The sequence below is a fragment of the Hydrogenophaga sp. genome, assembly GCF_048549895.1.
Classification (GTDB): Bacteria; Pseudomonadota; Gammaproteobacteria; order Burkholderiales; family Burkholderiaceae_C; genus Hydrogenophaga.
This window is the reverse complement of the sequence record NZ_JBLYYB010000105.1, coordinates 54,126-67,491: the sequence shown is the minus strand read 5'-3', so window position 1 is coordinate 67,491 and position 13,366 is coordinate 54,126. Positions and strand designations below refer to the sequence as shown.

Annotated in this window: 14 protein-coding genes and 1 pseudogene; 8 read left to right on the top strand and 7 right to left on the bottom strand. The window is 67.9% G+C overall.

The genetic code is table 11. The annotated features are described in order from the left end of the window. Together ACN4F8_RS11420 and ACN4F8_RS11415 are read left to right on the top strand one after the other, a co-directional pair. Positions 1 to 301: type II toxin-antitoxin system CcdA family antitoxin (locus tag ACN4F8_RS11420; protein ID WP_419473710.1), on the top strand; the 301-nt coding region annotated here is incomplete at its 5' end. After that, positions 301 to 630 carry a CcdB family protein gene (locus tag ACN4F8_RS11415; protein ID WP_419473709.1) on the top strand — a complete coding sequence of 110 codons (330 nt, stop codon included), beginning with the start codon at positions 301 to 303 and terminating at the stop codon, positions 628 to 630. The genes ACN4F8_RS11420 and ACN4F8_RS11415, both read left to right, overlap by 1 nt. 19 nt (positions 631 to 649) lie before the next feature. On the opposite strand, the gene ACN4F8_RS11410 is transcribed toward ACN4F8_RS11415, so the two are convergent. Genes ACN4F8_RS11410 through ACN4F8_RS11400 form a run of 3 tightly spaced genes read right to left on the bottom strand, consistent with a single transcriptional unit; the run spans position 650 to position 4,411 of the window. Further along, positions 650 to 1,681, bottom strand: a complete 1,032-nt coding sequence (locus tag ACN4F8_RS11410) for an XdhC family protein (RefSeq protein WP_419473708.1) — start codon at positions 1,679 to 1,681, stop codon at positions 650 to 652. 7 nt (positions 1,682 to 1,688) lie between these two features. Next, complete coding sequence (locus tag ACN4F8_RS11405) at positions 1,689 to 3,926, bottom strand: molybdopterin cofactor-binding domain-containing protein (protein ID WP_419473707.1); 2,238 nt, start codon at positions 3,924 to 3,926, stop codon at positions 1,689 to 1,691. Positions 3,927 to 3,937: 11 nt separating this feature from the next. Continuing rightward, positions 3,938 to 4,411, bottom strand: a complete 474-nt coding sequence (locus ACN4F8_RS11400) for a (2Fe-2S)-binding protein (RefSeq protein ID WP_305316827.1) — start codon at positions 4,409 to 4,411, stop codon at positions 3,938 to 3,940. A gap of 167 nt (positions 4,412 to 4,578) precedes the next feature. On the opposite strand from ACN4F8_RS11400, the gene ACN4F8_RS11395 reads away from it, so the two are divergent. Further along, on the top strand, positions 4,579 to 5,487 hold the full coding sequence (locus tag ACN4F8_RS11395; protein ID WP_419473706.1) for an AraC family transcriptional regulator N-terminal domain-containing protein: 909 nt from the start codon (positions 4,579 to 4,581) through the stop codon (positions 5,485 to 5,487). Positions 5,488 to 5,515: 28 nt separating this feature from the next. Here ACN4F8_RS11395 and ACN4F8_RS11390 read toward each other — a convergent pair whose 3' ends face one another. Next, entirely contained in the window at positions 5,516 to 6,736 is a 1,221-nt protein-coding gene (locus ACN4F8_RS11390) for a cation:proton antiporter (protein ID WP_419473705.1), read from the bottom strand. A gap of 119 nt (positions 6,737 to 6,855) precedes the next feature. On the opposite strand from ACN4F8_RS11390, the gene ACN4F8_RS11385 reads away from it, so the two are divergent. Beyond that, positions 6,856 to 7,491, top strand: a complete 636-nt coding sequence (locus ACN4F8_RS11385; RefSeq protein ID WP_419473704.1) for an MBL fold metallo-hydrolase — start codon at positions 6,856 to 6,858, stop codon at positions 7,489 to 7,491. A 9-nt stretch (positions 7,492 to 7,500) separates the two neighbouring features. Here the strand turns inward: ACN4F8_RS11385 and dprA are convergent, their stop codons facing one another. Continuing rightward, positions 7,501 to 8,604, bottom strand: a complete 1,104-nt coding sequence (gene dprA, locus ACN4F8_RS11380) for a DNA-processing protein DprA (RefSeq protein WP_419473703.1) — start codon at positions 8,602 to 8,604, stop codon at positions 7,501 to 7,503. Positions 8,605 to 8,608: 4 nt separating this feature from the next. Then, entirely contained in the window at positions 8,609 to 9,859 is a 1,251-nt protein-coding gene (locus ACN4F8_RS11375) for a LysM peptidoglycan-binding domain-containing protein (RefSeq protein WP_419473702.1), read from the bottom strand. 299 nt (positions 9,860 to 10,158) lie between these two features. On the opposite strand from ACN4F8_RS11375, the gene def reads away from it, so the two are divergent. The 4 genes from def to ACN4F8_RS11355 are packed head-to-tail and all read left to right on the top strand — an operon-like array spanning position 10,159 to position 12,760. Then, on the top strand, positions 10,159 to 10,680 hold the full coding sequence (def, locus tag ACN4F8_RS11370) for a peptide deformylase (RefSeq protein ID WP_419473701.1): 522 nt from the start codon (positions 10,159 to 10,161) through the stop codon (positions 10,678 to 10,680). A 28-nt stretch (positions 10,681 to 10,708) separates the two neighbouring features. Beyond that, the gene (fmt, locus tag ACN4F8_RS11365) at positions 10,709 to 11,689 is read left to right on the top strand and encodes a methionyl-tRNA formyltransferase (RefSeq protein WP_419473700.1); all 981 of its coding nucleotides are present in this window, start codon (positions 10,709 to 10,711) and stop codon (positions 11,687 to 11,689) included. Next, positions 11,689 to 12,432, top strand: coding sequence for an AzlC family ABC transporter permease (locus ACN4F8_RS11360; protein ID WP_419473699.1), 744 nt, complete (start codon positions 11,689 to 11,691; stop codon positions 12,430 to 12,432). The genes fmt and ACN4F8_RS11360 overlap by 1 nt, the downstream gene beginning before the upstream one ends. Continuing rightward, positions 12,425 to 12,760: an AzlD domain-containing protein gene (locus tag ACN4F8_RS11355; RefSeq protein WP_419473698.1), complete on the top strand. Its 336-nt coding sequence runs from the start codon at positions 12,425 to 12,427 to the stop codon at positions 12,758 to 12,760. Before ACN4F8_RS11360 ends, ACN4F8_RS11355 begins: the two co-directional genes overlap by 8 nt. A gap of 12 nt (positions 12,761 to 12,772) precedes the next feature. Here the strand turns inward: ACN4F8_RS11355 and ACN4F8_RS11350 are convergent. Beyond that, positions 12,773 to 13,237 (bottom strand): annotated as a pseudogene (locus ACN4F8_RS11350) (phosphatase PAP2 family protein); the annotation flags it as partial. Positions 13,238 to 13,366 lie beyond the last annotated feature (129 nt).

Sequence of the window (13,366 nt, the reverse complement as noted above, 5' to 3'; positions counted from 1 at the left end):
CTGCAAGCACCATGCGCACAATATGCGCATTCCTTCGTTTGGAGTGTCCAACATGCAAGCCACTGGAGCCTCGACCCGCAAGCGCCCCGTCAACCTCACGATGAACGAGGCGTTGGTGGCGCAGGCCAGAACCTACACCAACAACCTGTCAGCGACCATGGAATCGTTGCTGGCGGAGTTCGTCGAGAACCAGCAGAGCGCGCAACGCAACCGTCAACGGAAGGCCGACGTCTGTGCGGCGGACTGGAATGCGGTGCACGACGTGGTGGGTTCGTTTGCAGACGGGCACTCCACTTTGTGATGGCGCAGTTCGATGTTCATCGCAACAAGGGGGCCTTGCGTGATTCGATCCCGTTCGTGGTGGTGGTGCAGTCCGCCCAGTTTGACCGTTACCGAAGGCGCGTTGTTGTCCCGCTCGTGCGGCAGTCCCTGCTTCCGCGAGACACCCCCACCGTGGGCGCCCGAATGAACCCGGCTTTTGTCGTTGACGGTGTTCCTGTGGTCCTGCACCCACTGGACATGGTCTCGGTGGCGCTGGATCAATTGGGTGACGCGATCGGATCATTGGAGCAAGAAGGGCAGGTCATTGCAGATGCACTGGACGAGCTGCTGACGCGCACATGGGGTTGATCGAGGGCGCGCGCGCTGACTACAGCGTGACAGCCTCCCGCCCGGGCTGCTCGACACGGGCCTTGCCCGCCGCCACCGGCACCACGGCGGCTGCGCCCACACCGTTTTTCACCGCCACCACCTCCGCCATGATCGAGAGCGCGATCTCGGACGGGGTCTTGCTGCCGATGTAGAGGCCGGCCGGCCCGTGCAGCGCTTGCAGCGCGTCTTGCGAGAGGTCGAAGTGCTCGTGCAGCCGTGCCTTGCGCAGTTCGCTGTGGCGCCGCGAGCCGATGGCGCCCACGTAGAAGGCGTCGGACTGCAGCGCGTCGATCAGCGCCAGATCGTCAAGCTTGGGGTCGTGCGTCACGGCCACCACGGCGGTGCGGGCGTCGGGTTTCAGGCGCAGGATCAGGTCGTCCGGCATCTCGTGGCTGACCTCCACACCGTCGAGCTGCCAGCTCGCGCGGCTCTCTTCGCGCGGGTCGCACACGATCACCTCGAAGCCCAGACCCAGCGCCATCTGGCACAGAAAACGCGAGAGGTCGCCCGCGCCGATGACGATGAGCCGGGCTTGCGGCCCGAGGTGGGTGGTGAGCTGTTGATCGTCGAGATGCGGCAGGCCGTCGCGCTGGCCGGCGCGCAAATCCACATGGCCGGTCTGCAGGTTCAAAACGCGTTCAGTGCTGCGACGCGCCAGGCAGGCCTCCAGCAGCTCGTCCAGCCGGCTGCGCGCCGACACAGGTTCCAGCACCAGCTCCACCGTGCCACCACACGGCAAGCCGAAGCGGTGGGCCTCGTCGGCCGAGATGCCGTAGCGCAACACGGCGGGCGTGTCGGTGGCACAGGCCGCCTGCACACCGCCCTCGCGGATGCGGTGGATCAGGTCGTCTTCGATGCAGCCGCCCGAGACCGAGCCCACCGTCTCGCCGCGGCCGTTGATGGCCATGAGCGAGCCCGGCGGCCGGGGCGACGAGCCCCAGGTGCGCGCCACGGTCACCAGCACCACTGGCAGACCGGCGCCGTGCCAGCCCACGGCGGTGCGCAGCACGCGCGTGTCGAGGTCTTCCACGGTGGTCTCAGGCGAGCTTGAACGGCAGCTCGCGCATCGGCTTGCCGGTGAGCTGCGCGATGGCGTTGGCGAACGCGGGCGCCAGCGGCGGCAGGCCGGGCTCGCCGATGCCGGTGGGCGCATCAGCGCTGGGCACCACGTGCACGTTGATCTCGGGCATGTCGGTGATGCGCGCCACGGTGAAGTCGCCGAAGTTGCTCTGCTCGACCACGCCGTCTTTCAGCGTGATCGCCGAGCCGGGCAGGCACATCGACAGGCCCATGACGGCCGCGCCCTGCACCTGCGTTTCCACGCTCTTGGGGTTGATGGCCAGGTTGCAGTGCACGCCGGCGGTGGCGCGGTGCAGCACCGGGCTGCCGTCTTTCACCGAAGCCTCGACCACGTAGGCCACGACCGAACTGAACGACTCGTGCACCGCCACGCCCCAGGCGCGGCCGGCGGGCAACTGCTTCTTGCCATAGCCGCTCTGGTCCACGGCGAGCTGCAGCGCGGCGCGGTGGCGCGGATGTTTGTCGCCAAAGAGGCGCATGCGGTAGGCCACCGGGTCCTGTTTCGTGGCGCGCGCGATGTCGTCGAGCAGCGTCTCCATGACGAAAGCGGTGTGGGTGGAGCCCACGCTGCGCCACCACAGCACCGGCACGTTGACCTTGGGGTGGTGCACGGTGAGGCGCATGGGCAGGCCGTAGGGCTCGCGCATGCCTTCGGTGGCGGTGGCGTCGATGCCGTTCTTGACCATGCCGCCTTCAAAGAAGGTGCCCGTGATGATGGACTGGCCCACCAGCACGTGGTCCCAGGCCAGCACGTTGCCGCGCTCGTCGAACCCGATGCGCGCGGTGTGCAGGTGCATGGGGCGGTAGTAGCCGCCCTTGATGTCGTCCTCGCGGCTCCAGACCATGCGCACCGGCGCGTTGATGCCGGCGGCGCGCGCGGCCTTGGCGATCTCGCAGGCTTCGACCACGTAGTCGCTGCTGGGCAGGCCGCGCCGGCCGAAGCCGCCACCGGCCATCTGCACGTTCATCTTGACCTGCTCGGGTTTGAGGCCCAGCACGCGAGCCGCCGCTGCGGAGTCCACACCCGGGAACTGGGTGCCGACCCACAACTCGGCGCGGCCCTCGGAGAGCTGCACCGTGCAGTTCAGCGGCTCCATGGGCGCGTGCGCCAGGTAGGGGAACACGAACTCGGCATCGATCGTGCGCGGCGCGTTGGCCAACGGCGCCATGTCGGCGTCGAACGCGCGCGGGCCGGGCTGTTTGGCCAGCTCGCGGTACTGCGCCAGCTGGCGCGCGCTGTCGACCTTTTCCACCGCCGAGTCGTCCCAGGTCAGCTTGAGCGCGTCGCGCCCTTGTTTGGCGGGCCAGTAACCGTCGGCGATCACCACCACGCCTTCGGCGCCACGGTCCAGCGGCACACGCAGCACGGCCTTCACACCTTTGACGGCGCGTGCCGCGCTGTCGTCCAGGGTCTTCACTTTCGAGCCGAACACCGGCGGGTGCGCGACCAGTGCGGTGAGCTGGCCCGGGCGGCGCACATCGATGCCGAAGTCCTGCTGCCCGCTGCTCTTGGCGCGCGAATCCAGGCGCGTGGTGGGCTTGCCGATGATGCGGAAATCTTTCGGCTCCTTGAGCACGACCTTCTCGGGCACGGGCAGGGCCATCGCGGCTTGCGCGAGTTCGCCGTAGCCAGCCTTGCGTCCGCCGGGGCCGATGACGGTGCCGGCTTGCGTGCGCAGGGTGGACGCGTCCACGTTCCAGCGCGCAGCGGCTGCCGACAGCAGCATGGCGCGGGCGCGCGCGCCGAGTTCGCGGTACTGCGTGTAGCTGTGCTTGGTGGCGGTGGAGCCACCGGTGAGGTGGATGCCGTACAGCGGGTCCAGGTAGGCCGCGTCGGCGTTGCCGTGCTGGCTGCGCACCTTGGACCAGTCGGCGTCCAGCTCCTCGGCCAGGATCATGGGCAGGCCGGTCTGCACGCCCTGGCCGAATTCGAGCCGGTTGATGGTGACCGTGACCCAGCCGTCGGGCGCGATCTGCACGAAGGCCAGCGGTTGTTCGGTGGGCTTGAGGCCGGCGGCGGCCGGGGCGGTCTGTGCGGTGGCCAGGTGCGGGAAGGTGCCCAGCGCAAAGCCGCCGGCACCCACCACTTTCAGAAAACTGCGGCGCGGCAGGGTGGCGGGTGTGTCGGCTTGCTCGCGCTCCAGCAGGTGTTGCAGGGCGCGCGGCAGTTCAACAGGATCGATGTGGTTCAGCATGGTGTGCTCCTTCAGGCGATGGCTTTGGCGGCGTCGGTCACGGCGGCGCGGATGCGGGCGTAGGTGCCGCAGCGGCACACGTTGCCGGCCATGGCCGAGTCGATCTCGTCGGCGGTGGGCTGCTTGCCCTTGGGCAGCGACTTGAGGAAGGCGGTGGCGCTCATGATCTGGCCGCTCTGGCAGTAACCGCACTGCGCCACGTCGTGCAGCACCCAGGCCTTGTGCACGGCAGCACCCACGCGGTCGCTGCCGTTGGTGGCGGCTTCGATCGTGGTGATCTTCTTGCCTTCGGCCGCTGCGATGGGCGTGATGCAGGAGCGGATGGCCTGGCCGTCCAGGTGCACGGTGCAGGCGCCACACAGCGCCGCGCCGCAGCCGAACTTGGTGCCCGTCATGCCCAGCGTGTCGCGCAGGGCCCAGAGGATGGGGGTGCCGGGGTCGACGTCGACCGTGTGGGTTTTGCCATTGACGTTGAGTGTGCTCATGGGGTCTGTTCTCCGTGGGGTGGGCGTGGAACTGCGGGAATTCTGTGACCGGAAGTGTCGGGGCCAGAGGTCGAAAGCGTTTGCCGTTTTCGACGCTTGTTTTGCCTTTTTCGATGTTTTTCCGAGTTCAGCGGTTGGGCGTGAATTCACCGGCTTTACAGTTGGCCATGTCCATTGAAACTCTGGCCCACGACATCGACCGGATTGCCCGAATCGATGGTGATCACACCACTGCCATCCCGCAGCTCTCGCTGCACCGGCGCAGCCTGAGAACCGAGCCCATGCCCTGCATCTACGGGCTCGGCCTGGCGGTGGTGGCGCAAGGCGGCAAGCAGGTCACGGTGGGCGAGCAGGTGCTGGACTACGGCATGGGCCAGTCGCTGCTGATCACCGCCGACCTGCCCGTGGTGGCACAGGTCACGCGGGCCGACCTGGCGCAACCCTTCATGTGCATGTTTCTCGCGCTGGATGCGCGGGCGCTGATGCAGCAGGCCGTCGAGATGGACCTGCCGCCCGTGCCGCGCGACGAAGCGCCGCGCGCCATTTCGCTGAACGCGCTCGATGCGTCGCTGCTCGACGCTGCCATCCGCCTCGTGCGGCTGCTGGACGAGCCCGCGCTGGTGGTGAGCCTCGCGCCGCTGATCCAGCAAGAGATCATGGTGCGGCTGCTGTCCGGCCCGCACGGGCCCTACCTGCGCCAGCTCGTGTCGGCGGGTTCGCCCAGCCACCAGATCGCACAGGCCATGGCCTGGCTCACGCAGAACTACGTGCACGACGTGCTGATGGACGAACTCGCCGCGCGCGTGCACATGAGCCCGTCCACTTTTCGGCTGCACTTTCGCCACTTCACCGGCATGAGCCCGCTGCAGTACCAGAAGCATTTGCGGCTGCAGCAGGCGCGCCACCTCATGCTCCACCAGGCGCTGGACGCCGGCAGCACCGCAGCGCGCGTGGGCTACGAGAGTGCCTCGCAATTCAGCCGCGACTACAGCCGTCTCTTCGGCGCGCCGCCCCAGCGCGACATCAAACGCATGCGGCACCAGCCCGCCGAGGGTGTCGGTGCGTCGGTGTTCTGACCGCCGCCCTCCAGCGCTGCGGGCCCGATCACAGCTGACCGGTCTGGCGGTACCGCTCCCGCATTTTCCGGTCCACCGCGGCATTGAACGAGATCGGCGCCAGCAGCGTGGTGACCACGCCCATCAGCACCAGCACCGAGAACATGCCCTGGCCGATGAAGCCGCGCTCCAGCGCGATGCTCGCCACGACCAGCTCCATCGCGCCCCGTCCGTTGAGGATGAAGCCCAGGCCCAGCGCCTCGCGGTTGGACATGCCGATGGCCCGCCCGCCCAGCCAGCCCGCCAGCACTTTGGAGGCGATGGCCGCGGTGAGCACCGCAGCGACAAAGGCGACGTCGGCCAGGGCCGAGATCTGAAATTCCAGCCCGAGGTAAGCAAAAAACACCGGCGCAAGAAAACCCCCGGTGATCGAACTGAGGGTGCGGCGCAGGTCCGCATAGCGCGCGGGGGCGAACTGGCGCTTGTCCAGCAGCAGGGCGCCGAAAAACGCACCAATGACGAAGTGAAAGCCCAGGCCCTCGCTGAGCGAGCCGAAAGCCAGCACGAAGACGATGACGATGCCGAACACGGCCTCGGGGCCGAACATCGCGGCCAGTTTCTCCGGTCCGGCCGAGATGTCCACGCCGCGCCGGTGCAGCCGGTTGAGCAGTGCATTGAGGCCCAGCACGGCCGCCGCAAGCACCAGCAGTTTGAGCGTCACCACACCGCCGGTGGACAGGATCGCGCCCCAGCTGGTCTGCGCAGGCAGCGCCAGCAGCACACCCAGGATGAACAGCGCCATGATGTCGTTGATGACCGCCGTCGATATCGAATAGCGTCCGATGGCGGTTTGCAGCAGGCCCATCTCGTCGAGCATCTTCACCGCCACGGGCATCGCCGTGATGGCGATGCACAGCCCCAGGAAAATGATGCGCATGAGGTCTTGGTCAAAGGCCCAGGCCACGCCCGCACCCGCGCCGAAGGGCAGGAAGAAGGCGACCATCGCGACAACGAAGCCACGGCCGCGCATGGCGGCCTGCACGTCCTGAAAACTCATCTCCAGGCCCGCATCGAGCACGACCAGGAAAATGGCCAGGGATGCGATGCCCGAGAGCGCCGGATTCGGTTCGACCAGGCCGAGGATGGCCGGCCCGAGCAGAATGCCCGCCAGCATCTCGCCGACGATGGCGGGCTGGCCCCAGCGGGTGAACAGATGCCCGAGCACACGCGCCAGCACGATCAGCGTCAACAAGCTCGTCAGAATCTGCATCAAGGCCCCTGGGAAACAGTAGAGATGGTGGCGAAGTGTCGCCCAGACGGGCGATCTTCACCGTTTTTCAGGTGCCGATACCCTGCTCATGCCCTGTCAGCAACCAACAGCCACCCGCCATGCTGCGTTACCTCACCGTCCCCGTGACCGCTTTTTCTCAGAACTGCTCCATCGTCTGGTGCGATGAAACCCGGGACGCGGCCGTCATCGACCCGGGCGGCGACCTGCCGCGCTTGCTGGCCGAAGTGGCGCGCCTGGGCGTGAACCTGAAAGCGATCTGGCTCACGCACGCCCACATCGACCATGCGGGCGGCACGGCCGATCTGGCCGAGCAGCTCGATCTGCCCATCATCGGCCCGCACCCGGGTGACCAGTTCTGGATCACCGGCTTGCCGCAGCAAGGCGCGATGTTCGGATTTCCCCCGGCACGCGTGTTCACGCCCACGCGCTGGCTGGCCGATGGCGACACGGTGCAGATCGGGCACAGCGTGCTGGCCGTGCGCCACTGCCCGGGCCACACGCCCGGGCATGTGGTGTTTCACTCGGCCGAGGCGCAGCGCGCTTTTGTGGGCGACGTGCTGTTCGCCGGCAGCATCGACCGCACCGATTTCCCGCAGGGCAACCACGCGCAGCTGATCAGCAGCATCAAGGAACGCCTGTGGCCCATGGGCAATGACACGGTGTTCATTCCGGGCCACGGGCCCGAGAGCAGCTTTGGTGCGGAGCGCCGGCACAACCCGCACGTGCGGGACTGAAATCAGGCGTCAGGCCTGGCCCAGGCGCTGGAACAGACCACCGGGCAAGCGGCCCACCGAGCCGTCGAGTTCCAGTTCGAGCAGGCGTGCCTGCAGGTGGGGTGTGTCCAGGCCGGTGCGGGCCTGCAGCGCGTCCAGGCCGACGGGATCAAATCCCATCGCGTCCAGCAGGCTGTCGGATCGAGCGACCGAGCCACCGTCTTCTGCAGAGGCCAGCGGATCGCGGGGTTCGACCATGCGCAGGTCTTCCAGGATGTCCTGCGCCGACTCCACCAGCTTGGCGCCCTGGCGGATCAGCGCATGGCAGCCACGCGACTGCGGCGCGTGGATCGAGCCGGGAATGGCAAACACCTCACGGCCTTGTTCTGCGGCGAGGCGGGCGGTGATCAACGAGCCCGATTTCAAGGTCGCTTCCACCACCAGTGTGCCCTGTGACAGGCCGGCGATCAGGCGGTTGCGCTGGGGGAAATTGGCATTCAGCGGAGGCGTGCCCAGCGGGTACTCGCTCACGATGGCGCCGTGCGCGGCGATGCGGTGCGCCAGCGCCAAATGGCGCCGGGGGTACACGCGGTCCAGGCCCGTGCCCACCACCGCGATCGTGGGCGCACCGCCATCGAGCGCACCCGTGTGCGCCGCACCGTCCACACCGAGCGCCAGACCGGAGACCACACACACCCCGGCTTCGCCCAGCGCGCGGGCAAACTGGTGGGCGTTGGCTTCGCCCTGCGGCGTGGGGTTGCGGCTGCCCACCATGGCCAGGCGCCGCGGATGCGACAGCACCGCCAGGTCGCCCATCACGTAGAGCAACACCGGCGGGTCGGCCATCTGCAGCAGATCGGGCGGGAAGCGGGAATTGGCCAGTGTCAACACGTGGCGGCGGGCATCCTCGGCCAGCCAGGTCAGTACCTGGTCGACCTGCGCGTCGAGTGTGTCGGGGGTTTGCTGCAGCGCCTGCGCGGTCTTCGGCCCGACCACCGTTTGCAGCGCATCCAGCGGCTGGGCAAACACCGTCTCCGGCAGGCCGAACGCAGCCAGCAGCTTGCGGGCGGTTTCCTTGCCCACGCCAGGCGTGAGCAGCAGCCGCAGCCAGGCGGCCAACTCCTGCCGCTGCATCGCCTTACGGGTTGATGAAGCGGTCGCCAACCTTGACGCTGTCGCTGATCTGCAGCACCAGCGCGTAGGACACCTTGTCAAAAGTGCGGAAGACGATCATGAGACCGTTGCGTTCACCGGGCAGGCGCAGCTGCGGGCGCGTGGTGTCGGTGGTGTCGGTGATGAGGTTGCTCTCGCGCTGCAGTGCCAGCACATGGCCACGCTCAAGGCCATGCGACGTGCCGCGGTTGATGGTGACCACCTGGTTCTGGCCCGCGAAGTTCACCGCGTTGCCGTACACCGACACGATCTGTCCGGTGTGGATGCTTTGCGGCGCGCGCGGCACGAAGTTGGTCAACTCGCGCGGTGGCTCGGGCAGGAGACGGTCGCCCACGCGCATTTCTTCCTTGGCCGCCAGGATGTCGATGGCAGCAGGCACCATTTCGGTCACGGTCTGACCGTTGGGGCCGACGCCGGGACGGGTGGTCTCACCGCTGACCACGCTGGCCTTGCCGACGTATTGCGCCTCGTAGCCCAGGATCTCGGTGGTCGTGGGGTCGCGCAGCGGCGTCGCGTTGCGGAACACGCGGTACTGCGTGGATCGGCCGTCGATCACGGTCAGTGGCTCGGCCTGGGGGCCGTCGCCGTACTGGGCGCGGGCGTAGGCACGGTCACCGCGGCTGAGCATGACGCGGTTTTCCTGGGTGGCGACGATGCGCGGCGCGCGCGAGAACGTGGCTTCGTCCACGATCAGGGGTTCGGTGAGAAAGGCCTCGATGGCCTGCAGGTTGACCGGTGGAATGGCCGAGTCTCCCAGGCTGTCGTAGCGGGTGCGGGGCGAAACGCGCACGGTCTCGGTGTCACCGCTGCCCGGCTGGCGCGTGGTCAGGCGAGCGCGGCCGTTGGATTTGTCCAGGTACAGCACCTGCCCGGGGTAAATGCGGTGCGGGTTCTGGATGTCGTCCAGGTTCATGCCCCAGAGCTCGGGCCAGCGCCACGGCGTCTTGAGGAAGATGCCCGAGATGGCCCAGAGCGTGTCGCCGCGCTTGATGGTGTAGCTGTCGGGCGCGTTGGGCGCCAGCTCGGACAGCGGCACGCCGGTTTGCGCCACCTGGTTGGCGGTGGCGCGCTGGCCGGAGGAGATGGGGAAGTTCTGTGCCGACACCGTGCCTGCGAGTGCGGCGCCGATCAGGGCAACGGCGCAAACCAGGGGCCGGAGGTGGCTGGTGGGGCGCGTGGAATGGAAGTCGGCAGGCAAGCGGTTCTTCAATGGCATGTGGTGGCCCCAGGGCGGCGATGACCGGTTGCCAGCGGGCACTTCCGGGAAACATCGTCGGGATGCGTTTCCGGGAAACGACAGCTGCCCCCCGGGTGGCGCTCGTGTCTTGACAAATCGCATTTGATTTTGCGCCCAAGCCTTTGATTAGGCAATGTTTATGGCGGGAGGCTCTCACGCGCCGTGGCAAAAGTGGCGAAAATGTCGACACCGCATTCCGCTCATCCCCGGCCCGCCGCCAGCCGTCGCCCGGGTACATTGGGCGGTACCGTGTCAGCCCTTCGTTTGCCCCTTTTTTCATGAATCCGCCGTCCCTGCTGCCCATCCTCTGCTACCCCGATCCCCGCCTGCACACCGTGGCCCGCCCGGTGAAGGCGGTGGATGATCGCATCCGCGCGCTGAGCCAGCAGATGCTGGACACCATGTACGACGCCCACGGCATCGGCCTGGCCGCCACGCAGGTGGATGTGCATGAACGCCTGATCGTGATCGACGTGAGCGAGACGCGCGACCAGCCCATGGTGCTGATCAACCCCGTGATCGAATGGGCCAGCCCCGAGACGCGCAAGGGCGAAGAGGGCTGCCTCTCGGTGCCCGGCATTTACGACGGTGTGGAGCGTTCGCTGGCCGTGCGCGTGCGGGCGCAGGACTTGAGCGGCGTCGAACGCACCATTGAAGCCGACGGCATGCTGGCCGTGTGCATCCAGCACGAGATGGACCACCTGATGGGCAAGGTCTTCGTGGAATACCTCTCGCCGCTCAAGCGCACGCGCATCAAATCCAAGATGGTGAAGGCCCAGCGGGAGGCGATGAAGGCTTGAGGCCTTTGTCCGGTCTCGACCTTCGCTCATGAAACTCATTTTTGCCGGCACGCCGGAATTCGCCAGCGTGGCGCTGGCCCGTTTGTTGGCCGCCGGTTTCCAGGTGCCGCTGGTGCTCACGCAACCCGACCGCCCGGCTGGCCGAGGCATGAAGCTGCAGGCCTCGCCCGTGAAACAGCTGGCTTTGCAGCACCACATCGCCGTGGCGCAACCGCGCAGCCTGCGGCTGGACGGCAAGTACCCCGACGACGCCGCGGCGGCGCGCGAGGCGATTGCAGCCGCGCAGGCCGATGCGATGGTGGTGGCGGCCTATGGCTTGATCCTTCCGCAGTGGGTGCTCGATGTGCCGCGTTTGGGGTGTCTGAATATTCACGCATCTTTGCTGCCGCGCTGGCGCGGCGCCGCACCGATCCACCGCGCCATCGAAGCCGGCGACATCGAGACCGGCGTGACCATCATGCAGATGGACGCTGGCCTGGACACCGGCGACATGCTGCTCACCGAGCGCCTGCCGATCCGCGCCGACGACACCACCGGCAGCCTGCACGACCGCCTGGCCGTGCTCGGTGGGCGGCTCATCGTCGAAGCGCTGGAGATCGCGGCCTGCGGTGGTCTCACCGCTCAGAAGCAGCCCACCGAGGGCGTGACCTACGCGCACAAGATCGACAAGGCCGAGGCCGCGCTCGACTGGACCGCACCCGCCGAGTTGCTGGCGCGGCGGGTGCGCGCGTTCAACCCGTTCCCAGGCGCCGCCACGGCCCGCGCGGGTGAGCCGGTGAAGGTGTGGGCCGCACACGCCGTCGACGGCTCTGCAGGCGCAGCACCGGGGCAGGTGCTGGCGCTGGGTGATGAAGGCATCCAGGTGCAGACCGCCAGCGGCGTGCTGGTGCTCACCGAGCTGCAGCGCGCCGGCGGCAAACGCCTGGCGGCGGCCGACTTCCTGCGCGGCCATGAGCTGCGTGTCGGCGACGTGCTGGACGCAGCGCCCGCGCAGAAAGCGCCGGCCTGATGTTTTTTCTGCGCGCGCACCGAAGCCGTCCCGAGTTCTGGCAAGGCTTTCGCGAGCAGGCCACCGTGGCCATGGGCATCGGTGCCTGGGGCTTGATGACCGGCGTGTCGCTGGTGCAGTCGGGCCTGTCGCCGCTGGAGGCGGTGCTCATGACGCTGATCGTGTATGCCGGCAGCGCCCAGCTGGCGGCCGTGCCCATGATCGCGGCCGGCGCGCCGCTGTGGGTGATCCTGGCGGCGGCGTTCTGCGTGAACCTGCGCTTCGTGGTGTTCTCCGCCCACCTGCGGCCCTACCTCATGCACCTGCCGCGCTGGCAGCGCATGGTGACCGGCTACATCACCGCCGACCTCAGCTATGTGTTCTTTGCGCGCAAGTACCCCAGGCCGGGTGCAACACCCGACGAGCTGGCGAGTCAGCAGGCTTACCTCATGGGCAACTGCGCGGTGAACTATGTGTCGTGGATGGGCGCCAGCCTGCTCGGCATCGCGCTGACCAACGTGATTCCGATCGCCTGGGGCCTGGGCTTTGCCGGCATCCTGGCCTTGCTGGGGGTGTTGTGTTCGCTCGCCACGTCCCGGTTGCGTGCCGTGTCTGCCGGCGTGGCCGGGGCGGCGGCGGTGGCGGCCATCGCGCTGCCCCTCAAGCTCAACATCCTCGTGGCGATTGCCAGCGCGGTGGCGATCTGCCTGGTGCTGGAGAAGCTGGGTCCGCAAGACCCGGCCGGGGGCGTGCGCCATGTTTGACCTGGACCCCTGGACCCTGCTCACCATCGTGGCGCTGGGCTGCATCACCGTGATCACGCGCGGTTTCTTCTTCATCTCCAGCAAGCCCTGGACCTTGCCGCACTGGGCTCAACGCGGCCTGCAATACGCGCCCATCGCGGCGCTGGCGGCGGTGGTCATTCCGGAGATCGTCACCACGCAGGGCGTTTTCATCACCACCTGGCAAGACGCGCGCCTGTTCGCCGCGTTCGCGGGCATGGCGTGGTTCTTCTGGAAGCGCGGCGTGCTGGGCACCATCGTCTGCGGGACGGCTGTGTACCTGCCGCTGCGACTGCTGCTGGGTTGGTGAAGCCAGCCACCAACCAACCCAAGACACCCCGCCGCAGATCAACAGCGTCCACAAGGTGTGGCTCGGAAAATGCGCGCCGCGCACGGTCTGCACCGCACCCGCTAGCAAGCCGACGAACAGGGCAGCGGCCAGCCAGCGGAAACCGACCACGCGCTGGCGAGCCGAAGCACCCGCAGGTGCCCGCAGCCACGGCAGGCTCAGCGCCACGAACGCAAAACCGCTGGACGCATGACCGCCTGGGAAACACCGCCCGGGGCCGCCGTCGGCGAGACCCCGAGCCCAGTGCGACACATGCCCGGCGGGGCCACCGAAAGCGCGCAGGTCCCAGGGGCAACTGGTCAGGCTGGCGTTCTTGATCAGGTTCACCGCCAGCAGCGACAGGCTCACCAGTGCCACCACCCGCCAGCGCTCGCGACGCGGCAGCTGCAGGCCCGGCCACAGGGCCCAGACGACCAGCAGCAGCCAGGCGACGGTCATCGTGTTGCGCAGGCCGTCGTGCAGCACCGCCGAGAGCAGCCAGGCGTCGCGCAGCGCAAAACCCTGCGGCGTGCCGATGGCCTGCATCACGGGCAGGTCCAGGCCCGAGGCGTCCCAGAGCAGGGTGAA